Source organism: Streptacidiphilus neutrinimicus, from assembly GCF_000787815.1.
GTDB classification, from domain to species: Bacteria; Actinomycetota; Actinomycetes; order Streptomycetales; family Streptomycetaceae; genus Streptacidiphilus; species Streptacidiphilus neutrinimicus.
The window spans coordinates 1-26,087 of sequence record NZ_BBPO01000066.1 but is presented as its reverse complement, the minus strand read 5'-3'; the positions used below and the strand labels follow the sequence as shown (position 1 = coordinate 26,087).

Genomic DNA, 26,087 nt, shown 5'->3' with positions numbered 1-26,087 from the left:
AATGCCGTTGCAAAGATCACGAAATGCGATCCGTCCCGTCACCGCGGCGGCGGGCGGATGACGCCGTGCAGGAGGAGCCACAGACCATGACCGCCCAGCCTGCCTCGTCACCCTTCCCCGCCAAGCCGAGCCTGTCCGCCACCGCGGCCGGCTCCGCTCCCGGTACCGTCCTCGTTCCCGAGGACATGACACTCCCCGACGGCTTCGACGCCGAGGCCCTGCCGGAGAACCGGTTCCTGGACCGCGAGCGCAGCTGGCTCGCGTTCAACGAGCGCGTGCTGGAGCTCGCCGAGGACCCGGAGACCCCGCTGCTCGAGCGCGCCAAGTTCCTGGCGATCTTCGCCAGCAACCTGGACGAGTTCTTCATGGTCCGCGTCGCCGGCCTCAAGCGCCGCATCGCGACCGGCGTCGCCCAGCGCAGCGCGAGCGGTCTGCAGCCGCGCGAGGTGCTGGACCTCATATGGACACGTTCCCGCGAGCTGATGGCCCGGCACGCCGCCTGCTTCCAACAGGACGTGCTGCCCGAGCTGTCGGCCGAGGGCATCGAACTGGTGCGCTGGGGCGAGCTGAGCGACAAGGAGCAGGCGCGCCTGCTCGCGCTGTTCCGGCAGCAGATCTTCCCCGTGCTGACCCCGCTGGCGGTGGACCCGGCGCACCCGTTCCCGTACATCTCCGGGCTCTCGCTCAACCTCGCCGTCGTCGTGCGCAACCCCGTCAGCGGCCACAAGCACTTCGCCCGCGTGAAGGTGCCGCAGGTCCTGTCGCGGTTCCTGGAGGCCTCGCCCAACCGGTACGTCCCGCTCGAGGACGTCATGGGCGCGCACCTGGAGTACTTGTTCCCGGGCATGGAGGTGCTCGCCCACCACGCCTTCCGGGTCACCCGCAACGAGGACCTGGAGGTCGAGGAGGACGACGCCGAGAACATCCTCAAGGCGCTCGAGAAGGAGCTGATGCGGCGCCGCTTCGGCCCGCCGGTGCGCCTGGAGGTCGAGGAGTCGATCGACCCGTACGTGCTGGACCTGCTGGTCCGCGAGCTGAACATCTCCGCCGCCGAGGTGTACCCGCTGCCCGGCCCGCTCGACCTGACGGGCCTGTTCGCGATCGCGGGCGCCGACCGGCCGGAGCTGAAGTACCAGCCGTTCGTGGCCGGGACCGCCCGGGGCCTGACGGACGTGGAGTCGGCCTCGCAGCCGGACATCTTCGCCGCCGTCCGCGAGCGGGACGTGCTGCTGCACCACCCGTACGACTCGTTCTCCACCTCGGTGCAGGCCTTCCTGGAGCAGGCCGCCGCCGACCCGCAGGTGCTGGCGATCAAACAGACGCTGTACCGCACCTCCGGCGACTCGCCGATCGTGGACGCGCTGATCGACGCCGCCGAGTCGGGCAAGCAGGTGCTGGTCCTGGTCGAGATCAAGGCACGCTTCGACGAGCAGGCCAACATCAAGTGGGCCCGCAAGCTGGAGGAGGCCGGCTGCCACGTCGTCTACGGCCTGATCGGGCTGAAGACGCACAGCAAGCTCTCCCTCGTGGTCCGCCAGGAGGGCGACACGCTGCGCCGCTACGCGCACGTGGGCACCGGCAACTACCACCCGAAGACCGCCCGCCTCTACGAGGACCTCGGCGTGCTGACCGCCGACCCGCAGGTCGGCGCGGACCTGTCCGACCTGTTCAACCGCCTCTCCGGGTACTCGCGCCGCGAGTCCTACCGCCGCCTGCTGGTCGCGCCGCGCTCGCTGCGCAACGGGCTGGTCAAGCGGATCCACGACGAGATCGCGCACCACCGGGCCGGCCGCCCGGCGCGGATCCAGATCAAGGTCAACTCGATCGTGGACGAGGCCATCATCGACGCCCTCTACCGGGCCTCGATGGCGGGCGTGCCGGTGGACGTGTGGGTGCGCGGCATCTGCGCGATCCGGCCGGGCGTGCCGGGGCTCAGCGAGAACATCCGGGTCCGCTCGATCCTGGGGCGCTTCCTGGAGCACTCGCGGATCTTCCTGTTCGAGAACGGCGGGGACCCGGAGGTCTGGATCGGCAGCGCCGACATGATGCACCGCAACCTGGACCGCCGCATCGAGGCGCTGCTGCGCGTGACCGACCCGGGGCACCGGGCCGAACTGCAGGGCCTCCTGGAGCTCGGCATGGCCGACGACACCTCCTCGTGGCACTTGGGCCCGGACGGCGTCTGGACCCGGCACGCGCACGACGCGGAGGGGCGGTCGCTGCGCAACGTGCAGGAACTGCTCATCGACTCCCGCCGCCGCTCCCGGCGCGGCGAGGACAGCTGGGGCACACGTGCGGGCGCCAGCTGACACCACTCCCATCTCCTTACCCACGCCCAGGCAAGAGACCGGGCCGAGCAAGCAACGGGGACTGACCGAATGACGACCGAGAACGAGACGCCCCTCGCCGGGGCCTCCTCGGCCGAGAGCCTGCTGGCCGCGAACCTGGCCGAGCACGCCGGGCGCTTCCTGCGGGCCCTGCCCGACGTCGACCTGGGCACCCTGCGCCGGGTCGACGGGGCCCTGCACGGGTTCGGCGCCTTGCTGGAGCCCATATGGGCCGAGACCCTGCGGGGCGACCTGGCCGCGCTCGTGGTCACCCTGGGCCAGGAGCGCGGTTACACCCGACGACTGGCCCGGCTGCTGGCCGCGGTCGACTCGCTGACCTGCACTGACGCGAGCGTGCCGACGCCGCGCACCGCTGCCGAACCGGCTCGGTCGGCGGAGACGACCGTCGGCGGGCTGCTCGCCCACCACCCCGGCGCGCCCAAGGCGCGGGCCATGCTGGAGCGCCAGCTGACCCTGGCCCGCTCCCGCAGCCACACCGCGGCCCTTCAGGAGCTGGGCTCGTCCCGGTTCCACTCGCTCGCGGACCGGATGACGCTGCTCGTCTCGGACCTGCCGCTGCGCGACCCGGGCACCAGCAACCCGCCCGAGCACCTGCTCGGCCAGGCCGCCCGGATGGGCGAGGCGCTGGACCTGACCGTCTCCCGGCTGCCGCTGTCGCGCGCGGTGCAGCCGTACAACGGCGACGCGCTGCACCGGGTGCCGGTCCCCGCCGCCGAGCCCACGACCTCGGCCGCGCACGAGGACGCCGCCTGGACCCGGGCCGGCGCGGCCGTGCGCTACGCCCGCTACGCGCTGGAGGTCTGCCGTCCGCTGCTCGGCGAGCGCACCGAGCAGCCGCTCGCGGGGCTCGCGGAGCTGGCCGGACATCTGGAGCAGCAGCAGGAGGCCGCCGACGCGGCCGAGGCGGCGGCGCTCGCGGCGCGCACGCCCAGAATCACTCCGGCGACGGCGTACGTGCTCGGAGTGGTGCATGCTGATCAACGTCTGGAGGTGGAGGCCGCGCGTCACGCCTTCAGCGTGTCCTGGCCCGTATTCCAAAGCTCCGGATGGCTCACCGACCCATGGCTCGCCCGATCGACCTGACCGGCCACGTCCAGAAGAACAAGAAAAAGCCGAAGCACGAGGATCGGGCGCCGCGCAGCATGGAGTTGATCAAGGCCGCGGGCGTCGTACTGTGGCGCGAGAAGGGCAACGGCCTCGAACTGGCCCTGGTGCACCGGCCCAAGTACGACGACTGGAGCTTCCCCAAGGGCAAGCTCGAGCCGGGTGAGAAGCACCGCGAGGCGGCCCTGCGCGAGGCGCGCGAGGAGACCGGGATGACGGTGCTGCTGGGCCGCCGTCTGCCCACCCAGCACTACCTGTTCCGGGACCGGATCAAGCGGGTGCGCTACTGGTCGGCCACGCTGCTGAGCGGGCGCTTCGTCCCCAACCGCGAGGTGGACGCGCTGCGCTGGCTGCCGGTGGCGCAGGCGCGCGCCCAGCTCAGCTACGAGCACGACCGGAGCCTGGTCGACGCGCTGCGGGAGCAGCTCGGCAGGTGAGCCCGGAGACTGGAGTGACAGGCGCTGCGCGCGTCCCGGCCGTGCCCTGAACGTGCTCTTGCCGTGCCGAAACCGTTACTACTGGTCTGCGTATCCCGGTGTCCGACACAGGTTCACTCTCCGTTCATTTGCGCAGGTCGAATGCTTCACTTCACGTGCCTAACTTCAATGTCATCCGGAGGCCGAACGGCCCTCCTGCCATCAGTGATGAACCGCTGCCCCCTTCCTCCCCGCGGGCGGCGGACCCAGGAAAGGGACACCAAGTGAAGCTCCAGCGCAACGGCCGCACCAAGGCCCTCGCCATCGGCGCCCTGGCGGTCGTCAGCTCGCTGACGCTCGCGGCGTGCGGCTCCGACAACAACACCACCTCGTCCAGCTCCGGCAGCCCGGCCGCCGGCGGTTCCTCCGCCGCGGCCAGCAGCATCGCGTGCAGCGGCGCCTCCGGCCAGCTGCTCGGCGCCGGTTCGACCGCCCAGGCCAACGCCATGACCCAGTGGGTCAAGGACTTCCAGGCTGCCTGCTCCGGCACGACGATCAACTACCAGGCCACCGGCTCCGGCGCGGGCATCACCTCGTTCCAGTCCGGCAAGGTCGCCTTCGCCGGCTCCGACGCCGCCATGAAGCCGGCCGACGTCGCCAAGACCGAGGGCACCGCCTGCAAGAGCGGCGGCAAGGGCATCAACATCCCGATGGTCGGCGGCCCGATCGCCATCGGCTACAACCTGCCCGGTGTCTCCAACCTGGTGCTCGACGCCCCCACCCTGGCCCAGATCTTCACCGGCAAGATCGCCAAGTGGGACGACGCGGCCATCAAGAAGCTGAACCCGACGGCGACCCTGCCGAGCCTGCCCATCCAGACGTTCCACCGTTCGGACGGCTCCGGCACCACCGCCAACTTCACCGCCTACCTGGCGGCCGCCGCCCCGTCCGACTACACCCTGCAGCCGAACAAGCTGTGGGCGGCCAAGGGTGGCCAGGCGGCCAACGGCTCCGCCGGTCTCGCGGCCCAGGTCAAGCAGGTCCAGGGCTCGATCTCCTACTTCGAGCTGTCCTACGCGACCCAGCAGAACATCACCACCGCACAGATCGCCACCGGCGCCTCCGCCCCGGTCGCCATCTCCACCGACGCCGCCTCCAAGGCCGTCGGCGACGCCAAGGTCACCGGCACCGCCCCCGACCTGACGCTGGACCTGTCCTCGGCGTACACCACCAAGGCCGACGGCGCGTACCCGATCGTCCTGGTGACCTACGAGATCGCCTGCGACAAGGGCAACGCCCCGGCGACCCTGCCGACGCTGAAGTCCTTCCTGAACTACATCGCCAGCACCCCGGGCCAGAGCTCGATCACCAGCCTGGGCTACTTCCCGCTGCCGGCCAGCCTGCAGGCCCAGGTCAAGACCACGATCAACGGCCTGTCCTAAGGGCCCCCGCTCGTCAGCGAGCCTGAAGACCTGAGGTTGCGGGGGCCGGCGTCCGACGCCGGCCCCCGCGCCACTGGGACAGTCCCTTCGCAATGAACCGTCATCGAGCCTCGAACGCTCACTCACGTCCGGTGCACCGCCGCCAGGCGCAAACCCAGCAGGGTCCGCGCCACCAGACCGGAGATCTCATGGAAACCCCACGCGACACAAGCGCTCCCCCGAGCGGCCAGCAGCCCTCATCCTCCAACCTCGCCGGCGCCTCGCCGCAGCGGGGCCGTTCGTCGTTGTCCGACACCGGTAACACCGGCCGGCGCGGCGACGCGATCTTCAAGTTCGCGTCCAGCGGCAGTGGCATCGCGCTTCTGGTGATCATGGCCGCCATCGCGGCCTTCCTCACCGTCCGCGCCGTCAGCGCGATCAGCGCCGACCACGGCAACTTCCTCACCACGTCCGACTGGCAGACCCAGGCCGACCCGATCACCTTCGGCATCGCGGCCATCGCGATCGGCACGATCATCAGCGCCGTCGTCGCCATGGTGATCGCCGTGCCGGTCTCGCTCGGCATCGCGCTGTTCATCTCGCACTACGCGCCGCGCCGCATCGCCCAGGCCCTCGGCTACGTCGTCGACCTGCTGGCCGCGGTCCCCTCGATCGTCTTCGGTCTGTGGGGCGCGCTCTTCCTGGTGCCGCACATGATCGGCGTCAACGCCTGGCTGAACCAGTACTTCGGCTGGACGTACATCTTCCACCAGAACGAGCCCGGCACTCAGCCGCGCAGCCTGTTCACCGTCGGCATCGTTCTGGCGATCATGATCCTGCCGATCATCACCGCGGTCTCCCGCGAGATCTTCCTCCAGGTGCCCCGCGCCCACGAGGAGGCCGCGCTCGCGCTCGGCGCGACCCGCTGGGAGATGATCCGCACCGCCGTGATCCCGTTCGGCCGCTCCGGCATCGTCTCCGCGTCGATGCTCGGCCTCGGCCGCGCACTCGGCGAGACGATGGCCGTGGCGACGGTGCTCTCGCCGTCCTACGTGATCAACCTCCACATCCTGGACCCCGCAGGCTCGACCATCGCCCAGACCATCGCCAACCAGTTCGGCGAGTCCCAGGGTGTCGGCCGCGACGCGCTGATCGCCGCCGGTCTGGTGCTGTTCGTGATCACCCTGCTCGTCAACGGCGCCGCCCGCCTGATCATCGCCCGTCGCAAGGAATACTCGGGAGCTGACGCCTGATGAGCAGCCTCGCCACCTCCTCCCCGCTGAGCTCCTCCCTCACGGAGCGCCGCCTGCCGCGCTGGATGCCGATCGCCAACCTGCTGCTGGCCCTGCTCCTCGCCGTCGCCATCGGCGCCGGGTTCGACCTCAGCAGCAAGCCCCAGTGGCTCCTGATCGCCGCGATCCTCTACGTGGTCATCCAGTACGTCTCCTCGGCCGTCGTCGAGGGCCGCCGCCACGCCAAGAACTACGTGGCCACCAGCCTCGTCTGGGTCGCCTTCCTGCTGGCCCTGCTGCCGCTGGTCTCCGTGCTGTGGATGACCGTCAGCAAGGGCATCGGCGTCATCAACGCCAACTTCCTGACGCACTCCATGAACGGGATCGCGATCAACCAGGAGGGCGGCGGCATCTACCACGCGCTGATCGGCACCCTGGAGCAGGTCGCCCTGGCCTCCCTGATGGCCGCGCCGATCGGCATCCTGACCGCCGTCTACCTGGTCGAGTACGGCCGGAGCAACAAGCTCTCCAAGGCGGTCAGCTTCTTCGTCGATGTCATGACCGGTGTCCCGTCCATCGTGGCGGGTCTGTTCATCCTTTCCTTCTGGATCATCATCCTCAACATGCCGTTCACCGGCTTCGCGGGCTCGCTGGCACTGGCGATCCTGATGCTGCCGGTGGTCGTGCGCTCCACCGAGGAGATGCTCAAGCTCGTCCCCAACGAGCTGCGCGAGGCCTCCCTGGCCCTCGGCGTCCCGAAGTGGCTCACCATCACCCGCGTCGTCCTGCCGACCGCCCTCGGCGGCATCGTCACCGGCGTGATGCTGGCCGTCGCCCGCATCGTCGGTGAGACCGCACCGATCCTGATGCTCGTCTTCGGGGCCGACACGATCAACATGGACCCCTTCAACAACCCGCAGTCCTCGCTCCCGCTCTTCGTGTGGACCGAGTACTCGAGGGGCACCGACCAGTCCCAGGCCCGCGCCTGGGGCGGTGCCCTGGTCCTGATCGCGGTGGTCATGATCCTCAACCTGGTCGCCCGCGGCATCGCCCGCTGGAAGGCCCCCAAGGGCGCCACGCGCTGACGTGCGCTTCCCGGCAACCCGGCATCCAGAAGACTTGTAGAAAGCGAAAGACACATCATGGCCAAGCGCATCGACGTCAGCGGACTGAACGCGTACTACGGCAACTTCCGGGCCGTGGAGGACATCTCCATGACCATCGAGCCCCGCACCGTGACGGCGTTCATCGGCCCGTCCGGCTGCGGCAAGTCGACCTTCCTGCGGACCCTGAACCGCATGCACGAGGTGATCCCCGGCGCGCGCGTCGAGGGCAAGGTCATGCTCGACGACGAGAACCTCTACGGCGCGAACATCGACCCGGTCGCGGTGCGCCGCACCGTCGGCATGGTCTTCCAGCGGCCGAACCCGTTCCCGACGATGTCCATCAAGGAGAACGTCGCCGCCGGCCTCAAGCTGAACGGCGTCCGCAACAAGAAGGTCATCGACGAGGCCGTGGAGCGCTCGCTGCGCGGCGCGAACCTGTGGAACGAGGTCAAGGACCGGCTGGACAAGCCCGGCGCAGGCCTCTCCGGCGGTCAGCAGCAGCGCCTGTGCATCGCCCGCGCGATCGCGGTCGAGCCGCGCGTCCTGCTGATGGACGAGCCCTGCTCGGCGCTGGACCCGATCTCCACCCTCGCCATCGAGGACCTGATCGGCCAGCTCAAGGAGCAGTTCACGATCGTCATCGTGACCCACAACATGCAGCAGGCGGCGCGTGTCAGCGACCGGACGGCGTTCTTCAACCTGGCCGGCGTGGGCCAGCCGGGCCGCCTGATCGAGATCGACTCGACGGAGAAGATCTTCTCCAACCCGTCGGTCCAGGCCACCGAGGACTACATCTCCGGCCGCTTCGGCTGACGGTGCCCGTCCCGAGGACTCCTCCGCGGCGCTACTAGGCGGTGCCGCCGCGGAGGTCAACCACGAAGGGTCCGACTCCCCCCCCGGGGGAGTCGGACCCTTCGCGTTGCACTGCCTTCCGTTGCACCCTCCAGGGGCGCGGGGCTCCGCCGATGTGCGGCTCCGCCGCGCGGGCGCGCCCCCGCCAGAAGTGCCCCCGCAGGTCGCTGCACCATCCGGAGCGCTCGGAACTGCGCGACAAGCCACCCACGCAGGTGGAGGCCCGAACGTGCAAGGCCATCCGCACATGGTGGTTGCTCGCGCAGCTCCCCCCGCCCCTGGGTGGTGCAGGCTCGGCGCCTAGCCGACGATGGCCCAGCTGAGCCAGTAGACGAGGGCTGCGACGACGCCCGCTGCCGGGAGGGTGATGAACCAGCCGAGGACGATGTCCTTGGCGACGCCCCAGCGGACCGCGCGGACCCGCTTCGTCGCGCCCACGCCCATGATCGCCGAGGTCATGACGTGAGTCGTGGAGACCGGCACCTTGTAGGCGTAGGAGGTCACGTACAGGACCAGCGCCGAGACGGACTCGGCCGCGAAACCCTGCGGCGGGTCCAGCTCGATGATCCTGCGGCCGAGCGTCCGCATGATGCGCCAGCCGCCGGCCCAGGTGCCGAGCGCCATGACGACGGCGGTCGAGATCTTGACCCAGGTCGGGATGCTCGACCCGGAGTAGTGACCGGAGATGGTCAGCGCCATCACCACGACACCCATGGTCTTCTGCGTGTCCTGAAGCCCGTGGCCGAGCGCCATCGCCGCCGCGGAGACCGTCTGCGCCATCCGGAAGCCGCGCTTGGCGCGATGCGGGTTGGCGCGGCGGAAGATCCACAGGACTGCCAGCATCAGCAGGAAGCCCAGGATCAGGCCGGCGACCGGCGAGGTGAGCATCGGGATGATCACCTTGTCCAGCAGGCCCGACCAGTAGACGGTCGTGCCGCCCGCCAGCGCCGCGCCCACCATGCCGCCGAAGAGGGCGTGCGTGGAGGACGAGGGGAGTCCGAAGTACCAGGTGACCAGGTTCCAGGCGATCGCGCCGACCAGCGCCGACCACAGGATGACCAGGCCGTGGCTGCCGGTCGGGGTGGCGATGATGCCCTTGCTCACCGTCTGCGCGACGCCCTCGCCGAGGAACGCGCCGAGCAGGTTCATCACGGCCGCCATCAGCAGCGCGGCCTTGGGGGTCAGCGCCCGCGTCGAGACCGAGGTCGCGATCGCGTTCGCGGAGTCGTGGAAACCGTTGGTGTAGGCGAAGCCGAAGGCGACGGTGATGACCAGGACCAGTCCGAAGATGTCCACGTGTGGTTCAGGACTCCTTGACGGCGATGGTCTCCACCGTGTTCGCCACATGTTCGAACGCGTCGGCGGCCTCTTCGAGGACGTCGACGATCTGCTTGAGCTTCAGCACCTCTATGGCCTCGTACTGGCCGCTGAACAGGTGCGCGAGCAGCTTCCTGTGGATCTGGTCGGCCTGGTTCTCCAGCCGGTTGATCTCGATCCAGTACTCGGTGAGGTTGTCCATCGTCCGCAGGTTCGGCATCGCCGCCGCGGTCAGTTCCGCGGCCCGGGCCAGCACCTCGATCTGCTGCTCGACGCCCTTCGGCAGGGTCTCCACGTCGTAGAGGACCGTCAGGTCGACGGCCTCCTCCATGAAGTCCATGATGTCGTCGAGCGAGGAGGCCAGCGCGTAGATGTCCTCCCGGTCGAACGGCGTGATGAAGGACGAGTTCAGCTGGTGGAAGATCGCGTGGGTGGACTCGTCACCCGCGTGTTCGGCTGCGCGCATCCGGTCGGCGATCTCCGCCCGCGCGGCGACGTCTGCGCCGAGCAGTTCCAGCAGGAGCTTGGAGCCAGTGACGAGATTGTTCGCCGAGGCGGCGAACAAGTCATAGAAGCTCGTCTCCCGAGGGGTCAGACGAATACGCACAAAAGTCTCCGAAGTACAGGGGCGGACGTAGCGATGCTAGGCGCTGCGTCCGCACTTTGCGCACACCGGGGTGTTACGGCTGACACGGAGCAACGGAAATCATCCTTGCGTACGCACTGGCACAGCGGTCACCCTCAAGTGCCCACCGCGCCGATATTCGATATCCACCCGTGACCGGATCGAGCCCGTGCCACCTACCATGGGGGCATGGACGCCGTGGAAGCCCTGGCCGCCGAAGAGACGCCGCACGCCGAGCCGACGCACTCGGACCACAGCGGACCTCACGGGTACAGCGCACGCAAGGACGACCACGTCAAGCGGCTGCGCCGGATCGAGGGCCAGGTCCGCGGCCTGCAGCGGATGGTCGAGAACGACACCTACTGCATCGACATCCTCACCCAGGTCTCCGCAAGCACCAAGGCGCTCCAGTCCTTCGCGCTCAGCCTGCTGGAGGAACACCTGCGGCACTGCGTGGCGGACGCCATGGAGAAGGGCGGAGCCGAGGCGGAGGAGAAAGTCGCCGAGGCGACCGCGGCGATTTCGCGGCTACTGAGGTCCTGATCACATTCGCGTGATGCGTCTTCCGGTCGCGGGACTTTCGTGATCACCGCCCCTGCGGGGGATCCTCGCCGCTGATCCGCTGCTGCGGGACCCGGGGCATCTTCGGGTCCCGCTCCACCCGCAGGATGGTGTCGATCCGCTCCTCGGTGAGCCGCTCGCCCGGGGTGGCGGCGGCCGCGATGATGAGATCGCTGTACATCTCGATCTCCGCCAGGGCGACCAGGTCGTCCGCAGCCACGCGCGCCACCTCCTCACCGCCGACGGGTAGTCAACTCCTTACAGAGTAGGCACCCCGTGCCGGGCGTGCATGGCACGTCTGGGCCATTTTGCACGCGGCGGCTGCGCGCTCCTTGCGGGCACGACGCCCCTGCGCTACTTGGCGCCGGCCGCCGCGCTCGGCCCCACCACGTCCGCGTCGGAGGGAAGCGCGACCTGGACCGGCGTGCCGTACCCGGAGAACTGGCTGGTGGAGGTCACCACGACCTGGTCCTTGGCCACCGTGGACCCGGGGACGTTGGAGAAGGTGAAGACCTCGACGATCTTGCTGATACGGCCGTGCTCGTCGAGCCAGACGTCGTAGGGCACCTTCTTGACGGTGAAGGTGTGCGCGGCGAGGGCCAGCCCGGCGCTGGACGGGCCGCCGGTGGCCTTGGACGCCTCGGCGAGATCCAGCGTGCCCCTGTAGTGCTTGAGGACCACGCCGTCCACCGTCGCCGAATCCACCAGCTGGGCCGTCTGCGCGCCGCGCAGCGCGTCCGCGGCGCTGGCCGGATCGGTGGCGCCGCTGCTCACCAGGTTGCCGTCGCCGAGCTGCTGCACCTGGAGCTTGACCCACTTGCCCGCCGGGACCTTGGCGCCGGGGTTCTGCAGGTAGACCACGCCGAGGCCGACGATCTCCGTCAGCTTGCCCGCCGGGGTGGCACTGCCGGCCGGGACGTTGATCTCCAGCCGGCCGAGGTGGCTGGTGTAGTCGTAGACGCCCGTGCCGCGCAGCGTCATCTGCTTCTTGCCCGCGACCGTGTGCAGCGTGGTGGCGTCCTGGATCGAACCGTTGTGCCCGGTGATGTCGGCGGCGGCCCGCACCGCCGTGAGCGGGTCGGCCGCCAGGTGGTCGTCCGCCGGGTTCACCTTGACGGTCTGGGCGTCGTTGCTCGCGCCCGTCTGCCCCGACGAGGAGCAGGCGGCCAGGCCGAGCACCGCGGCGACGGAGGTCGCGGCGGCTGCGGCGTGGAAGGCGCGGCGGTACGGGCGAGACATACGGTCCTCCTGGGCACGGCGTGCGCGGCGGGGCGTGCGCGCAGTGCCCAACGAGCCGTCCGGCGTGGGGTTACGGCCGTCCGGCCCAACGAATGTCTGGGCTGTCCGGGTTACCGTTGATTCGTGACTCACGACGCGCCTTCGGCGATCCCTCACCAGCGATGTGAGGGGAGAGCGGAGCACATCACGTCCGTGGCGGAGAGAGGCGCGTTCGCCGTGGCACGCTGCAGCTGCGGCTGGTACGCGCCCGCCCGACGCTCCCGGGACCGCGCGCGGCGCGACGCGGACGAGCACTCCATCGAGACGGCGCTGTAAGCACCCGCCCCGGCCCCTGCCCCGGCACTGCCCGGGCCCTCGCCCGGGCCCTCTGCCGGGTCTGCCGCCGGTCCGCTTGTCGGGATATCTGCAACCCTCCCGGGGGAATGCACGTCTACTCCCGCGTAACCATCACTCGGGGCGGTAGAGGATCAGCATGGGCGACCAGGGAACGACGCGTCGGAGCCTGCTGCTCGCAGGCGGGGCGCTCGCCGCGGGCGTGGGCGTGGCCGCCTGCGGCGCGAAGTCCGGGCCGGCCGCGGCCGCCACCACCTCGGCCCGGGCGGGCGTCGGCGCCACCACGACCGCGCAGACCACCGTCTCCCGTGGCGCGCCCGACTGGACCGGGCTCGCCCACCAGCTCTCCGGCCGCCTGATCCGCCCCGGCCAGGCCGACTTCGGCGAGGCCGTCGAGCTCTTCCAGCCGCGCTTCGACAGCGTGCGCCCGGCGGCAGTCGCCTATGTCGCCAACGCGAAGGACGTCGCCGCCTGCATCGCCTTCGCCCGCAGCTCCGGTGTCCCGCTCGTGCCGCGCAACGGCGGACACAGCTACGCGGGCTGGTCCACCGTCAGCAACGGTCTGGTCATCGACGTGGGGAAGCTCGGCACGGTCAGCTCCGGCGGCGGCACCGCGAGCGTCGGCGCGGGCGCGCGGCTGATCGACGTCTACACCCACCTCGCCGCGTCCGGCCGGACGATCCCCGCGGGCTCCTGCCCGAGCGTCGGCGTCAGCGGCCTGACCCTCGGCGGCGGTGTCGGCGTGACCGGCAGAGCCAACGGCTTGACCTGCGACAATCTCATCGGCGCGGAGATCGTCACCCCGGACGGCCAGATCCGCGAGGTCAGCTCCAGCCAGGACGCCGACCTCTTCTGGGCGCTGCGCGGCGCGGGCGGCGGCAACTTCGGCGTCGTCACCCGCCTCGACTTCCGCACCCACCCGGCCGACGACTGCGCCTACGGCTTCCTGTCCTGGCCCTGGTCCCGCGCCCGGCAGGCCATCGAGGCCTGGCAGCAGTGGGCGCCCAGCGCGCCCGACAGCCTCTGGGCCAACCTGCACATCACCGCCTCGTGGGACGGCAACCTGCGCGTCCAGTCGACGGTCAACATGCTCGGCGGCTCGCGCACCGAGCTGGCCAACCTCATCGACCGGCTGGCCGAGCGCCCGACGAGCGCCTCCCTGCACAGCGCCTCGTACCTGACGACCATGCAGGTCATGGGCGGCGTCAGCGGCCAGTCCGCGGCCCAGGCCCACGTGCCCGGCGTGCTGCCCGGCCACAACCCCGCGGGCCGGGTGGTCCGCTCCTCCTACGGCGCGCGCTCCGACTTCTTCACCCAGCCCCTGACCGGCGCGGGCGCTGCCGCCGTCGTCGCCGCGGTGGCCCGCTACCGCAGCTACGCCCCCAAGGGCGGCGAAGCGGCCATCGCCTTCGACGCCCTGGGCGGCGCGATCAACCGCGTCGGCGCGCGGGACACCGCGTTCGTCCACCGCGACGCGCTCTTCCTGGCCCAGTACACCGCGGACTATCCCGCGGGCGTCACGGGCGGCTCGGCGGCCTCCCAGTCCTGGTCGTGGATCAACAACGCCTGGACCACGATGCGGCCCTACGCGAGCGGCGAGGCGTACCAGAACTACGTCGACCCCGGGCTCCACGGCTGGGAGCAGGCCTACTACGGCGCGAACGCCACCCGCCTCCGCCAGGTCAAGCGCACCTACGACCCCCACGGCCTCTTCCACTTCCCCCAGGGCATCCCCCTGACCTGAGGCCCGGCCGCCACCCACACGGGCCCGCCCCTGGGGCCTGCCTGGGCGCCCTCGGGGCCGCGGTCCAGCGCCTCCGCGCTGCCCCGGCTGACGGCCCCGTCAGGGATCGTCGCCGGCGTCGGCGCGGGCCCGCGGACGTGCCTGGGCCTCGGCCTTGACTTCGGAACTGTCAGCGGCCACGGGGCAGGAGCGCCCTGGAGGGTGGGACCCGGGCGGGCGCAGCCGAGGCTGCGTCCTAGGCGGCCAGGTGGTGGGGCGGTTCCTCCGTGCCGGAGGGCTGGGGCTGGGCGGCGGCGGCGTGGCCGAGTGGGGCCCCGGCCGCGGCGATGACGAGGGGCCGGAGCGCGGTGCGGGTCAGGGCGTGGGTGAACGGCGTCAGGACGGCCATCGCCACCGGCGCGAGCAGCAGCACCGTCGCCGTCCCCAGCGCGTAGCCGCCGAGGACGTCGGAGGGGTAGTGCACGCCCATGAAGACCCGCAGGAAGCCTTCGACGAAGGCCAGGCCGATGCCGATGCGGCCCAGCCGCCGGTCGACCAGCATCAGGCCGACCGCCACGGCCATCGTGAACGTGGCGTGGTCGCTCGCGAAGGACCCGTTGGCCTGATGGCTCATGAGCAGATCGAGCCCACCTGGGTGGGAGACGAAGGGTCTGGGGCGCTGGACCATGGCCCGGACGGGCACGTTCAGCAGCAGCGCCAGGCCGGACGCGAGGCCGGCCCACAGGAGCCCGGCGACGGCGACCGGCGCGCCCTTGCCCCGGCGCGCCCACGCCCACGCGAAGAGCAGCAGCAGGACCGAGGCCAGCGGGACCCCGTACTCCCCCATGAAGGCCAGTGCGGAGTCCAGGGCCGAGGGAAGGCTCTTCGCCAGGCCGTTGACCGCCGACACCAACGACCAGTCGAGGCTTCCACCGCCGTCCGCCAGCAGCGCGACCACCCCGCACACCTCCGCACATTCCTCAGCCAAGAGCCGTAGAGCAACCCCCGTTGCGTCGTTGCACCAAGGTCAAGTGTGCTCGCCTGACAGCGGGCACAACGGAGCGAATGCCCCAAAGCGTTCCGATCACCCAGGAAGTTATCGGAACGTTGCCCTTCGCTCACTGGTTGGGCACAACCGACACACCAGAACCATCAACGCGGCGTCATTGTCCGTTCGCGATGGTGCCGTTGGCCTGAACCGTCGGCAACGCCGCGGCGCCGTCGGTGGTGACCCGGGTCGCGCCGAAGTAGTCGCCCTCGGAGTCGATCGAGTCGTAGCGGATCACCGCGCCCGTGTGCGGGGCGTTGATCATGTAGCCGCCGCCGACGTAGATGCCGACGTGGTGGATCTGCGAAGGGTCATGCGGGTCGTGCGAGAAGAAAACGAGGTCGCCGGGCTGGAGCTGGTCCCGGCTGGGGTGCGGCCCGGCGTACCACTGGTCGGCGGCGACGCGCGGCAGCTTGATCCCGACGCTGGCGTAGGCGGCCTGGGTGAGGCCGCTGCAGTCGAAGCGGTAGCCCTGGGAGGCCAGGCCCTCGCCGCCCCACAGGTAGGGCGTGCCCAGCTTGCTCTGCGCGAAGTAGATCGCGCCGGCCGCCTGGGAGGAGAACGCGACCGTCGTCGCGGCCGTGAAGGACTGCGCCAGCTTCTTGATGTTCTCGACGTAGTGCTGCGTCTCCGCTATGGCGGGAACGCCGCCCGCGCTGATCACCGCGTAGGGCCCCGCGTTGTAGGCGGCCAGCATGTTGGAGGTGCGGTCGCCCGGCACGCTCGCGGTGTCCTTGGCGAGCTGGCAGTCGTAGGAGGCGGCGGAGGGGATCGCGTCGGCCGGGTCCCACACGCTGGGCGTGTGGGTGTGGGTGGGGTCGATCCCGTAGATCTTCCAGGTGGCGGGCATGAACTGCGCTATCCCCTGCGCGCCGACCGGGCTGACCGCGCCCGGGGAGAAGCCGCTCTCCTGGTAGAGCTGGGCCGCGAGCAGAGGCGGCGTCAGTTCCGGGCAGAGGTTGCCCCACTGCTGGATCAGGCTGGTGTACGCGGTCGGCACCGTGCCGGGCGCGAGCGTGGTCGCCCCCTGCGCGGCGGCCTGGTTGATGTTCCCCGCCGTGATCATCACGGCCATGACGAACGACCCGAAGAGCCCGATCAGTCCGACCGCGACCCCGCTGCCGAGCAGCGCGGTGCTTCGCCGAACCGCCATCGGGGCCTCCTCCCGGCCGTGCGAGCCACGCGCGGACGTGGTGTCATCCGTCAGTGTCAGCGCCAGCGTTGCCTCTGACAATCACCGGTGATACAGACACTAAGCGGTAGGGTCGATCGAGCGACGTCAGGACGTGATCGGACCCCTGCACGAGTCGATCAACGCAAGTCGAACGGCCCCATCGTGGCAGTTGTGACGAGAGCCTCGTCAGGGAACCTTCAAGAAGTGGCCAAGTCGACATCGGATCTGGCCAAGAATAGGGCTGGGCCCTTCGCCACGGCCGGGCGCTGGGCTTTGAATGATGATCAGGTGGGTGGTTGTTGTGTATCTCAGTGCTGGCAAGGGTGACATCAACACCATCATCGGTGGCATCGCGCCCAACTGGGGCCCGTTCGCCAATCTGGGCAACCAGGCCCGGACGATGGTGGAGGTCGTGATGGCGGTGGCCATCCTCGGCTGTCTGGCGATCGCCATCTGGGGCGCGGCCAAGCAGCGGATCGGCGCGACGGCGCTGCGGGACACGTTCAGCGCGGAACAGGGCAAAGGGCTGATCATCGCGGGACTGACCGGCGTGTTCATCATCGGTTCGCTGGGAACGCTCTTCACCATTGTCTATGGGATGGCGATCTGATTAGCGACCTGATCCGCCGTCTGCTTCCGGTTCCCGCCGCCCGCTTGTCCGCTTCGCGCGGACTAGCCCGAAATGACTAGTCCGGTTCGGTGAATCCCCGCCCACGGGCCACCGTCCGGGTGACAGAGTTGACGCACGCCCCTCACGGGCGCGCGCCCGCTTGCCCGCCTGCCCGCCCACCCTCGTCCCAAGGGGGCTGCCGTGTCCGTCTCCGACGACCAGCCGCACACGCGGACCCGCCTGCCGGCGGGCGAGCAGCCGGCGCTGGGGCCGCAGGCCCCTGGTTTCCGCCGACTGCGCCTGCTCGGCGGAGTGTTCGTCGTGGTCTTCCTCCTGGTCGTCGCGGTGGCGGTGATCAACCGCACTAACGGCAGCACCTCGAACGGCAGTACGGGCGGTAGCACGACCGGCAAGTCCGACGACGCGGGCGCGCAATCCGCCCCCACCTCCCCGACGGGCACCCAGCCGGTCACCACGACCACCAACGGCATCGGCGTCCAGTACCCCCACACCAGCGAGGGCGCCCAGAGCGCCGCCGCCAACTACTCCGTCGCCCTCGGCTCCAGCGACATGTACGCGACCCAGTCGCGCCACGCGATCGTCTCGGCCATAGTCGATGCGAGTGCCAGCACAGCGCTGAACAGCCGCTTCGATGCTTCTTTCGACGCCCAGGCGAGCCGATTCGGCCTGACCCAAGGCAAGGCCCCTAGCGGGCTGACTTTTGTCTCTCGCGCGATCCCCGTGGGAACCAAGCCCGACAGTTACACCTCCGACGCAGCAACGGTCGAGGTCTGGAGTACGTCGATCGGCGGTCTTGCAGGGCAGGGCTCCACACAACCGATCACTGAGTTCTGGTACACGCTCACACTCAAGCTCCACTGGTCCGGTAGCGACTGGAAGGTCGTCGACTTCTCGCAGGTCGATGGACCGACTCCGATCGGTGGCAGCCAGACAGTTTCCAACTTCGGCACCATGGCGAACGCCGTCAACCAGTTCGGGGGGTTCCGCTATGCCCGTTGACCTCCGTCGTCTGACGTCGAAGGCAATCGCGATTGCCAGCCTGCAGATCCTGCTTCTGGCCGGGAACGCCGCCGCTGCGCCAGGGCCCGTATCACCGTCACCGCACCCTTCACCTTCACCTAGCTGCGACGGGCTGCCCGCAGCCGCGAAGGTTTGGTGCCAGCAAGGGCAGAACAGCAACACCGGGGGTAGCCTCCCTGCCTCGCTCGACCCCGTGCAGTCGCTGGCGAACAGCTGTGCTAACGCGGCCGCGTGGATCGTGCGGAAGCTGTCCGACGGGATCGACAGCACCACGAACGTGGACTTCACCAACACCGCGTTCCTCAAGCAGTACGCCATCGTCTTCGGTGCCGCGACCTTCCTGACGCTGCTGCTGTGGCTGCTCGCCGTCATCAAGCGCGCGGCGCGCGGCGTGCCGTTGCACACGGCGTTCAGTGAGGCGATCGGGTTCCTGTGGCTGACCGTGCTCGCCTCCGCGTTCACGCCGCTGATCCTGTACACCGTCGTCAGCGCCACCGACGGCGTCACGGAGGGGATCGCCGCCGGGACGAAGACGGACACCGCAACCTACCTCGGGACCTTCGCGGACACCCTGACCTCGGGGAAGATCGGCGGTGGGCCGATCATCCTGGTGGGGGTCAGCCTCATCGCCATCGTCGCCGCCGCGGTCGTCTGGCTGGAGATGTTCGTGCGGGCCGCGATGCTCTACGTCGGGGCGCTGCTCGGCACCGTCGTCTACGCGGGCATGGTCGACAAGCAGATGTGGAAGCACGTGCGCCGCTGGGCCGGGCTGATGATCGCGGTGATCCTGATCAAGCCCGTCATCGTCATCGTGCTCGGCCTCGCCGGGGCCGTCGCGTCCTCCGCCGGGGCCAACGACGCGTTCGCCACCGTCACCTCCGGCGTGGCGATCCTCGTGCTGTCCATCTTCGCCAGCTCCGTCATCTACCGCTTCGTGCCCGGCTTCGGCGACGACATGGTCGCCATGCGCCGCGCCCGCGCCCAAGCGGTCAGCGCCGGCCGCGCCGTGGTCAACGGCCCCGCGAACTTCATGAAGCAGGGCATCAGCACCCACGCCGGCCGCGACGGCGAGAACGGCGGGGGCAGCAGCGGCGGCGGGGCCGCCGGAGGCGGGAGCGTCGCGCCCGGCATCGCCGCACACGCCACCCGCAACGCGCCCGCCGCTCCCCCCGCCCAGGGCGGCAGCCCTGACCAGGCGGCCCGCGCCGCACGTACCACCAGCACGTTCGCCAAGGGAGGCGGAAGCCAGCCGTGACCACCCCACCCGTCGGGCAGTACCGGCGCACCTACCTCATCGGCAAGGCCAAGCCGAACGCGGTGATCGGGCGGAACCGCGAGGGCGGCGAGGTCTTCCTGATCATCTTCTGCGCCTTCGTGGGCATGATGTGGGGCATCCTCGTCCCGATCCTCCTCATCCGGCTGATCGGCCTGATCGGGTTCCCGGCCATCGGCTTCGCGATCGTCTACCTGCCCTACCGCAAGCGGACCTTCTACAAGTGGGCGGAGATCAATCGCAGCTACAAGCGGATCGCCCGCTCCCCCGGCGGCACCTACCGCTCCTCCGCCATGGAGGCCGGAACGCGCCTGGCCGGCGACGAGGTCGAGATCGGCCCGCCGCCCGGCATCGGGCGGATCCGGTGGCTGGCCGCGCCCTTCGGGCCGGACGAGGTCGCCGTCCTGCTCCATCTCGACCGCCGCACCGTCACCGCCGCGATCGAGATCGAGGGCCCCGGCGTCGGCCTGCGGGACAGCGAGGACCAGGAAGCCCTGGTGGAACGGTTCGGCACGCTGCTGCGCCACGTCGCCAACGGCGACGGCTTCGTGACGCGTCTGCAGATGCTGGCCCGCACCCTCCCCGCCGACCCCGACGCGCACGCCAAGGACGTCGCCCGACGCGGCGACGACGAGTCCCCCCAGTGGCTCAAGGACTCCTACGACCAGCTCCAGGCGATGGTCTCCACCTCCTCCGAGCAGCACCGCGCCTACCTCGTCGCCTGCATGCACTACACCCGCGAGCTCGCCGCCGAGGCCCAGGCGATGGGCCGCACCGCCCACAGCCGCGCCCGCGGCGACGAGGGCCTGGCCGCCGTCATGGCCCGCGAGCTCACCGACATCTGCGCCCGCCTCGCCGAGGCCGACATCCGGGTGCGCCAGCCCCTCGGACAGGCCCGCCTGGCCTCGCTGCTGCACTCGATGTACGACCCGGACCACCAGATCGACCACATCCAGGCCATGTCCCGGCGCAACGCCTGGCCCGCCGAGCTGGACGCGACGAACCCCAACTACCTCCAGGCCAAGACCCGCGAGTCGGTCACCCGCGAGCCCTGGTGTCACGCCACCGCGTGGGTCAAGGAGTGGCCGCTGACGCCCGTCGGCGTCAACTTCCTCGCGCCGCTGCTGGTGCACACCCCGGACGTGATCCGCACCGTCGCCGTCACCATGGACCTCGAGCCCACCGACGTCGCCATCGAGCGGATGCTGACCGAGAAGACCAACGACGAGGCCGAGGCCAGCCGCGCCGCCAAGATGAACCGCACCGTCGACCCGCGCGACCTCGCCCACAGCGGCCGCGTCGACCAGCGCGGCGAGGACCTCGCCTCCGGCGCCGCCGGGGTGAACCTGGTCGGCTACATCACCGTCAGCTCGCGCTCCCCCGAAGCGCTGGCGCGCGACAAGCGCACCATTCGCGCCTCTGCCGGAAAGAGCTATCTCAAGCTGGAATGGTGCGACCGGGAACACCACCGCGCCTTCGTGAACACCCTGCCCTTCGCCACCGGCATCCGCCGCTGACCCCCGCCCGCTCGACCGAACCACTGGAGGCCGGCCATGGCACCACCGCTCGGAGGCTTGACCGAGGGGTTCACCAGCTTTCTCTTCGGCCGGATCGAGACGACCCGGCTGCCGGTGCGCACCTCCACCGGCCAGGCCCAGGCCGTCTACCTGCCGACGGCCGCGCCGGGCCTGGGCGACTCCGGCGTGATCATCGGCCGTGAGGTCTACAGCGGCAAGGGCTACGTCTACGACCCGTTCCAGCTCTACGGCCAGCAGCTGCCCGCGCCGCACTGGCTGGTGCTGGGCGAGTCCGGCAACGGCAAGTCCGCGCTGGAGAAGACCTACGTGCTGCGCCAGCTGCGCTTCCGCGACCGGCAGGTCGTGGTGCTGGACGCCCAGGGCGAGGACGGCGTCGGCGAGTGGAACCTGATCGCGCGAGCGCTCGGGATAACGCCGATCCGGCTCGACCCGCTGGCCGCGCTGGAGGGCGGCGTCAAGCTCAACCCGCTGGACCCGGCCATCACCCAGACCGGCCAGCTGGCCCTGCTGCGCACCATCATCGAGGTCGCCATGGGACGCGGCCTGGAGGAGCGCGCCGGCTTCGCGCTCAAGGCCGCCCACGCCCACGTCAATGCGACGGTGACGAACCGCCAGCCCGTGCTCGGCGACATCATCGACGCGCTGCGCTCCCCCAACACCGACTCGATCGACGCGCTCGGCGTCTCGCTCGAGGAGATCCAGACCTGGGGTCTCGACGTCGCCCTGGTCCTGGACCGCCTCGTCGACGGCGACCTGCGCGGCATGTTCGACGGCCCCACCACCGACGGCATCGACCTGGACGCGCCGCTCATCGTCTTCGACCTCTCGCACATCGACCGCAACTCGATCGCGATGCCGATCCTGATGGCGATCGTCGGCGTCTGGCTCGAGCACACCTGGATCCGCCCCGACCGCAGGAAGCGCATCTTCCTGGTCGAGGAGGCCTGGCACATCATCAACTCTCCGTTCGTCGCCCAGCTGTTCCAGCGGCTGCTGAAGTTCGGACGGCGCCTCGGCCTCTCCTTCGTCGCCGTGGTCCACCACCTGTCCGACGTGGTCGACGGAGCGGCCGCGAAGGAGGCTTCCGCCATCCTGAAGATGGCCTCGACCAGAACGATCTACATGCAGAAGGCGGACGAGGCCCGCGCCACCGGGCGCGTGCTGGGTCTGCCACGCTGGGCCGTGGAGATCATCCCGACGCTCTCGCCGGGCATCGCCGTCTGGGACGTCAACGGCAACGTGCAGGTGGTGAAACACATCATCACCGAGTCGGAGCGGCCACTCGTCTACACCGACCGCGCCATGACGGAGGACGCGATCGCCGAACGCACGCGCGCCTCCCGGCAACTCGCGGACGACCCGGCGGCCTGATGTCCTTCCCACCCTCCCCCTCCGCGCCCCGGCAGCCGCAGCGACCGCAGCAGCCGTCGTCGTCGCGGCGGTGGCAACAGCCGGGGCAGCCGGCGCAGCGGGGCATCCCCGACGGCCTGATCGTCGGGCTGCTCGCCGTCCTGCTCGGCACGACGGCGCTGGTGTGGGCCGCCACGGGGCTCGGCGGGCTCGTCTCCCGCGGCCGCTTCCCGCACCCGCTCCCGTTCCTGTCGACCGCGGGCGCGATCCGTCACCTGGCCACCGACCCCAACGACCTCGCCGGCGCGTGGCCCGGCACGCCGGCGGCCTCCCTGCCGCCTGCGCCCGCGTTCTGGCTCACCTTCTTCGCACTGCTGGCGCTCGTCCTGCTGCTCCTCCTCTCCACCGCGACGGCCCGCGCGAAGCGCCGGGCCGCGCACGACGCACGCGAGCGCGAGCGGACGGGGGCCGTGGCAGGCAGCCCGGAGGAGGCCGGCCCCGCTCTCCCGGGGGCGGATCCGGCAGGCGGCGCAGCGCCGACCGTCGGTCCACCGGGCCAACGGCGCGGGCCGACGCCACCTGGCCATCACGCCGCCGTCCCCGCCGGCCGCACGCCCGCCGGGCCCCCCGGGCCCGACCCGGGCGTCGCGGCCTCCGGCGTTCCGGGCAGCGGAGTTCCGGGGTCGAGCCCCTCGGCCTGGTCGGCCTCCTCGGGCAGCCCTGACGCGTCGGGCGTCCCGGGCACGCCGAGTGCGGGCTTCTCCGACCCCGTCGGGACCGTCCGGCCCGGGGCGGTGGCCCGAGGCGGCGGCGCGGCCTCGCCGTGGGGCGCCGGGCCGCACGATGCCCCGGGTGACATGCCGACGCCCACGGTCCTTCACGACGGAGCCCCGTGGCTCGACGTCGCGTCGACCGAGGGCCCCGCTCCCGGCCTCGCCTCGCCCTGGACCGCCGGCCGACCGGGGGCGGCGACCGAGCTCGGTCCCGACGGACGCGTCGTCCCGCAGGGCACGGGCAGCCGCACACCGGGGCTGCCGCCGACGTCCGACGGGACGACCACCGCGCCGTCAACTGCGAGCGTGCCGCGTCCCGGTGGGTCGACGGCGGCCGGATGGGCGCAGCGGGCCACGGCCACGGCGGGCCACCAGGCGGCCCTGCCCTTCGCGCTGCCCGACACCGGGACGATGTGTGTCTTCGCCCCGGAGGCGGGGGCCGCGGGGCGGCATGCGCTGATGAGCGCCGCCGTCACGGGGGCGGCGAACGCGCCGCTCGTCGTGGTTACCGCGGACCCGGAACTGTGGGCCGTACGCCCGCCCCACCGCCGCGCCGCGCGGTTCGACCCGCAGCAGCTGACCGACGAGGACGCCGACTTCCCACGCGGGCGCTGGGCGCCCCACACCGCGTGCGCGGAGCCGGTCATCGCCACCGCGCGCGCCCGCGCGCTGCTCCTCCCAACGGTGCGCCCGGTCGCCGGTGCGGAGGAGCAGACCGTCCGCAGGCTCGCCGAGACCCTGCTGCGCTGCTGGCTGCGCGCCGCCGCCCTCGACGGCCGTCCATTCCGGCACGTCGCCCGCTGGGCCGGCGGCAGCTCTCCGGGCGGCGGATCGGGAGCGGGTCGTCAGGAGGCCGTGGCCGTACTGCAGTCGGCCGCGACGCCCGTCGACGTGGCAGCCGGGGAGGAGGCGTGGGCCGGTCAGCTCCAGGCGGCACTGCTGCAGCCCGCCGCCGTGCTGGAGGCCGGCCTGGCTCGCGTCCGCGCCGCGCTGGGAGCCGTCGCCGAACTGCACGTGCTCGCCGCCTGCACGCCCGAGTCCCCGGCGTCCGCACTCGACCCGGCAGCTCTGCTCGAGGACGGCGCCGCAGGCAGCCTGTACCTCTTCGGCCACTCCGGCGACGCTCGCCTCCGCGAGCCCGGCAACGGGAGCGCCCCGGCTGTCCACAGCGCCATGCCGCTGCTGTCCGCACTTGTGGACGACGTGGTCCAGCGGGCCTGGAACGCGGGCGCGCAAGCGCGCCCCGCGGTGGGCACGCCGAGCCTCGTCTTCGTCCTCGACGACATCGCCGCGGTAGCGCCCTTCCCGACATTGCCGCAGCTCATGGCCGATGGCGCCACACACGGACTGCGTGCGGTCACGCTGCTGCGCTCCCCCGAGCAGGCCCGTGCCCGCTGGGGCGAGCGCGCTGTCCACAGCCTGTGGACAAACGCCGACCACGGCGCGGCCCTCGGCCCCCTCTCCCCCGCGCCGCTCGCCGCGCTGCTCGCCTCCCTCGGCGCCGCCGAGCACGGCGTCCAGCAAGGCCTGGGGCCCGACGAGCTCCTGGTGCTGGCGGGACGGCACCGGACCGCCCCGCCGCAACGTTTCCGCATCAGCCCGGCACAGGCCTGAACCCAGCCTCTGCCCAGCCACATCCCCCTGCCGTACGCTCAGTGGTCCTGACAACTCCGACGAAGGACCGCAAGAGAAATGAGTAACAACGGGGGCTGGTGGCAGCCACCCACACCGCCGGGACCACCGGGCGGCCCACTGGGCGGACCGCCGCCGTACGGGCCTCCGCCGCCCGGGGGCCAGTGGGGCCCGACCGGCCCCTTCGGCTCCACACCATGGGGCCGGATCCAGTTGGCTCCCAAGCCCGGAGTCATACCGCTGCGGCCACTCAACGCCGGCGAGATCGTCAACGCGATCTTCACGACGATCCGCTACAACTTCCTCGCGGTCTACGGACCGCCGCTGATCACCGGCCTCGGCTGTCTGGCGATCTTCGGGATCTTCGGCGCCATCGAATGGTCGCCGCTGCACGACTTCTGGGTCAACGCCCGTGCCCACGTGGACGACCCGGGTTGGCACCCCAGCGACTCCGAGATCACCAACGCCGCAGTCGCGTTCGGCGGCATCGTCCTGCTGTTCGCCGTCTGCTCCTTTGCGGTCTACCTCGCGGCGAGCCTCAGCTCCGTCGCCACCCTGCGCCACGCAGTGGTGGGCCGGCGCGTGGGCTTCCGCCAAGCCGCGTCGGAGAGCCTCCCGAGCTTCTGGCGGCTCCTCGGCGCCCTGCTGTTGGTCCAGCTGCTGTGCGTGGTCCCGATCACCGTGGTCATCGGCCTGGTCGTGCTGCTCGCGTTCGTCAGCAGCTCCGCGGCGATCTCCGTGCTCCTCGGCATCGTCTGCTACTTCACGGCCATCGCAGCGATGATCTACATCCAGATCCGCCTGGTCCCGCTCAGCGCCACGGTCATCCTCGAGGGTAAGGGCCCGATCGAGGCGATCAGGCGCGCATGGCGACTCAACGAAGGCGGCTGGTGGCGCTCTCTCGGTATCACCCTCCTGGTCGGGCTGATCGGCTCGGTCGCCCAGTTCCTGGTGAACCAGGTGCTGTCGGTCTTCCTTGCGGGGTCGGTCGGCCTCACCGGCACCCCCACCACCGATCCGAACAGCCCCACCTTCGTCCGTGACCAGCTGATCGCGATGATGGCTCTCTACGCCGTCATGCTGCCGGTCGGCCTGCTGCTCAGCCTGGCGACGCTTCCGCTGATCCCGATGGCTCACGGCCTGCTCTACATCGACCGTCGCATCCGGCGCGAGAGCCTCGACCTCCAGCTCGCCGAGGAGGCCGGCATCCCCTTCGCCGGCACCGCACCGCCGCCCCCAACGGGCCCGGCGGACCCGGCAGACCCGGTGGACTCCCCCGGAGAGTGACATGACTGAGGCCGGAAGACGTGACAACGTCTTCCGGCCTCAGCCTTTTCCGCTTGTGTGGTGTTCTTTCCAGGAAAGACCCGG

General features: G+C 70.8%; 22 protein-coding genes. 16 read left to right on the top strand and 6 right to left on the bottom strand.

Annotated features, from left to right (window positions below; translation table 11 throughout):
- Positions 1 to 86 precede the first annotated feature (86 nt).
- From TR48_RS30315 to pstB, 7 genes are all read left to right on the top strand, one after another.
- Positions 87 to 2,309, top strand: coding sequence for an RNA degradosome polyphosphate kinase (locus TR48_RS30315; protein ID WP_042373334.1), 2,223 nt, complete (start codon positions 87 to 89; stop codon positions 2,307 to 2,309).
- Positions 2,310 to 2,378: 69 nt separating this feature from the next.
- Entirely contained in the window at positions 2,379 to 3,431 is a 1,053-nt protein-coding gene (locus TR48_RS30310; RefSeq protein WP_042373332.1) for a CHAD domain-containing protein, read from the top strand.
- Between the two features lie 59 nt (positions 3,432 to 3,490).
- Positions 3,491 to 3,889, top strand: a complete 399-nt coding sequence (locus TR48_RS30305) for an NUDIX hydrolase (RefSeq protein WP_042373354.1) — start codon at positions 3,491 to 3,493, stop codon at positions 3,887 to 3,889.
- A gap of 263 nt (positions 3,890 to 4,152) precedes the next feature.
- Positions 4,153 to 5,310 (top strand): phosphate ABC transporter substrate-binding protein PstS, encoded by a 1,158-nt coding sequence (pstS, locus tag TR48_RS30300; RefSeq protein WP_042373330.1) that lies wholly within the window; start codon positions 4,153 to 4,155, stop codon positions 5,308 to 5,310.
- 188 nt (positions 5,311 to 5,498) lie between these two features.
- Positions 5,499 to 6,542, top strand: coding sequence for a phosphate ABC transporter permease subunit PstC (gene pstC / locus TR48_RS30295; RefSeq protein ID WP_084729890.1), 1,044 nt, complete (start codon positions 5,499 to 5,501; stop codon positions 6,540 to 6,542).
- Entirely contained in the window at positions 6,542 to 7,606 is a 1,065-nt protein-coding gene (pstA, locus tag TR48_RS30290) for a phosphate ABC transporter permease PstA (protein ID WP_042373326.1), read from the top strand. The genes pstC and pstA overlap by 1 nt, the downstream gene beginning before the upstream one ends.
- A 57-nt stretch (positions 7,607 to 7,663) precedes the next feature.
- A complete protein-coding gene (pstB, locus tag TR48_RS30285; RefSeq protein ID WP_042373324.1) occupies positions 7,664 to 8,440 on the top strand; it encodes a phosphate ABC transporter ATP-binding protein PstB in 777 nt (258 codons plus the stop codon).
- Positions 8,441 to 8,779: 339 nt separating this feature from the next.
- On the opposite strand, the gene TR48_RS30280 is transcribed toward pstB, so the two are convergent.
- Both TR48_RS30280 and TR48_RS30275 read right to left on the bottom strand, forming a co-directional pair.
- Positions 8,780 to 9,775 (bottom strand): inorganic phosphate transporter, encoded by a 996-nt coding sequence (locus TR48_RS30280; protein ID WP_042373322.1) that lies wholly within the window; start codon positions 9,773 to 9,775, stop codon positions 8,780 to 8,782.
- 7 nt (positions 9,776 to 9,782) lie between these two features.
- Positions 9,783 to 10,403 (bottom strand): DUF47 domain-containing protein, encoded by a 621-nt coding sequence (locus tag TR48_RS30275; protein ID WP_042373320.1) that lies wholly within the window; start codon positions 10,401 to 10,403, stop codon positions 9,783 to 9,785.
- A gap of 207 nt (positions 10,404 to 10,610) precedes the next feature.
- On the opposite strand from TR48_RS30275, the gene TR48_RS30270 reads away from it, so the two are divergent.
- Positions 10,611 to 10,964, top strand: a complete 354-nt coding sequence (locus TR48_RS30270; RefSeq protein WP_042373318.1) for a metal-sensitive transcriptional regulator — start codon at positions 10,611 to 10,613, stop codon at positions 10,962 to 10,964.
- A gap of 43 nt (positions 10,965 to 11,007) precedes the next feature.
- Here TR48_RS30270 and TR48_RS44530 read toward each other — a convergent pair whose 3' ends face one another.
- Together TR48_RS44530 and TR48_RS30260 are read right to left on the bottom strand one after the other, a co-directional pair.
- Positions 11,008 to 11,202, bottom strand: coding sequence for a hypothetical protein (locus TR48_RS44530; RefSeq protein ID WP_152628272.1), 195 nt, complete (start codon positions 11,200 to 11,202; stop codon positions 11,008 to 11,010).
- Between the two features lie 134 nt (positions 11,203 to 11,336).
- The gene (locus TR48_RS30260) at positions 11,337 to 12,221 is read right to left on the bottom strand and encodes an SCO4651 family lipoprotein (RefSeq protein ID WP_042373313.1); all 885 of its coding nucleotides are present in this window, start codon (positions 12,219 to 12,221) and stop codon (positions 11,337 to 11,339) included.
- Positions 12,222 to 12,693: 472 nt separating this feature from the next.
- Between TR48_RS30260 and TR48_RS30250 the strand changes: the two genes are divergently transcribed.
- Complete coding sequence (locus TR48_RS30250; protein WP_042373309.1) at positions 12,694 to 14,298, top strand: FAD-binding oxidoreductase; 1,605 nt, start codon at positions 12,694 to 12,696, stop codon at positions 14,296 to 14,298.
- Between the two features lie 235 nt (positions 14,299 to 14,533).
- Here the strand turns inward: TR48_RS30250 and TR48_RS30245 are convergent, their stop codons facing one another.
- A complete protein-coding gene (locus TR48_RS30245) occupies positions 14,534 to 15,265 on the bottom strand; it encodes a phosphatase PAP2 family protein (RefSeq protein ID WP_152628271.1) in 732 nt (243 codons plus the stop codon).
- A 175-nt stretch (positions 15,266 to 15,440) separates the two neighbouring features.
- A complete protein-coding gene (locus TR48_RS30240; protein WP_042373305.1) occupies positions 15,441 to 16,478 on the bottom strand; it encodes a C40 family peptidase in 1,038 nt (345 codons plus the stop codon).
- Between the two features lie 322 nt (positions 16,479 to 16,800).
- Here TR48_RS30240 and TR48_RS30235 point away from each other — a divergent pair, with 322 nt between their 5' ends.
- The 7 genes from TR48_RS30235 to TR48_RS30205 all read left to right on the top strand — a co-directional run bounded on the left by TR48_RS30235 (position 16,801) and on the right by TR48_RS30205 (position 26,003).
- Positions 16,801 to 17,109, top strand: a complete 309-nt coding sequence (locus TR48_RS30235; RefSeq protein ID WP_042373303.1) for a DUF8827 family protein — start codon at positions 16,801 to 16,803, stop codon at positions 17,107 to 17,109.
- Positions 17,110 to 17,310: 201 nt separating this feature from the next.
- A complete protein-coding gene (locus TR48_RS30230) occupies positions 17,311 to 18,129 on the top strand; it encodes a hypothetical protein (protein ID WP_042373302.1) in 819 nt (272 codons plus the stop codon).
- A gap of 214 nt (positions 18,130 to 18,343) precedes the next feature.
- The gene (locus TR48_RS30225; protein WP_174501753.1) at positions 18,344 to 19,405 is read left to right on the top strand and encodes a hypothetical protein; all 1,062 of its coding nucleotides are present in this window, start codon (positions 18,344 to 18,346) and stop codon (positions 19,403 to 19,405) included.
- Positions 19,402 to 20,940, top strand: coding sequence for an SCO6880 family protein (locus TR48_RS30220; protein WP_042373300.1), 1,539 nt, complete (start codon positions 19,402 to 19,404; stop codon positions 20,938 to 20,940). Before TR48_RS30225 ends, TR48_RS30220 begins: the two co-directional genes overlap by 4 nt.
- A gap of 36 nt (positions 20,941 to 20,976) precedes the next feature.
- Complete coding sequence (locus TR48_RS30215; protein ID WP_042373298.1) at positions 20,977 to 22,332, top strand: ATP-binding protein; 1,356 nt, start codon at positions 20,977 to 20,979, stop codon at positions 22,330 to 22,332.
- Positions 22,332 to 24,698 (top strand): TraM recognition domain-containing protein, encoded by a 2,367-nt coding sequence (locus tag TR48_RS42480; protein WP_052443177.1) that lies wholly within the window; start codon positions 22,332 to 22,334, stop codon positions 24,696 to 24,698. Before TR48_RS30215 ends, TR48_RS42480 begins: the two co-directional genes overlap by 1 nt.
- Before the next feature lie 78 nt (positions 24,699 to 24,776).
- Positions 24,777 to 26,003: a hypothetical protein gene (locus tag TR48_RS30205; protein WP_161789944.1), complete on the top strand. Its 1,227-nt coding sequence runs from the start codon at positions 24,777 to 24,779 to the stop codon at positions 26,001 to 26,003.
- Positions 26,004 to 26,087 lie beyond the last annotated feature (84 nt).

What these genes read in the sequence shown, in the direction of transcription:
- TR48_RS30315 (WP_042373334.1), top strand. Translation starts at nt 87, where the DNA reads ATGACCGCCCAGCCTGCCTCGTCACCCTTCCCCGCCAAGCCGAGCCTG.
- TR48_RS30310 (WP_042373332.1), top strand. Translation starts at nt 2,379, where the DNA reads ATGACGACCGAGAACGAGACGCCCCTCGCCGGGGCCTCCTCGGCCGAG.
- TR48_RS30305 (WP_042373354.1), top strand. Translation starts at nt 3,491, where the DNA reads ATGGAGTTGATCAAGGCCGCGGGCGTCGTACTGTGGCGCGAGAAGGGC.
- pstC (WP_084729890.1), top strand. Translation starts at nt 5,499, where the DNA reads ATGGAAACCCCACGCGACACAAGCGCTCCCCCGAGCGGCCAGCAGCCC.
- pstA (WP_042373326.1), top strand. Translation starts at nt 6,542, where the DNA reads ATGAGCAGCCTCGCCACCTCCTCCCCGCTGAGCTCCTCCCTCACGGAG.
- pstB (WP_042373324.1), top strand. Translation starts at nt 7,664, where the DNA reads ATGGCCAAGCGCATCGACGTCAGCGGACTGAACGCGTACTACGGCAAC.
- TR48_RS30270 (WP_042373318.1), top strand. Translation starts at nt 10,611, where the DNA reads ATGGACGCCGTGGAAGCCCTGGCCGCCGAAGAGACGCCGCACGCCGAG.
- TR48_RS30260 (WP_042373313.1), bottom strand. Translation starts at nt 12,221, where the DNA reads ATGTCTCGCCCGTACCGCCGCGCCTTCCACGCCGCAGCCGCCGCGACC.
- TR48_RS30250 (WP_042373309.1), top strand. Translation starts at nt 12,694, where the DNA reads ATGGGCGACCAGGGAACGACGCGTCGGAGCCTGCTGCTCGCAGGCGGG.
- TR48_RS30240 (WP_042373305.1), bottom strand. Translation starts at nt 16,478, where the DNA reads ATGGCGGTTCGGCGAAGCACCGCGCTGCTCGGCAGCGGGGTCGCGGTC.
- TR48_RS30215 (WP_042373298.1), top strand. Translation starts at nt 20,977, where the DNA reads ATGGCACCACCGCTCGGAGGCTTGACCGAGGGGTTCACCAGCTTTCTC.
- TR48_RS42480 (WP_052443177.1), top strand. Translation starts at nt 22,332, where the DNA reads ATGTCCTTCCCACCCTCCCCCTCCGCGCCCCGGCAGCCGCAGCGACCG.
- TR48_RS30205 (WP_161789944.1), top strand. Translation starts at nt 24,777, where the DNA reads ATGAGTAACAACGGGGGCTGGTGGCAGCCACCCACACCGCCGGGACCA.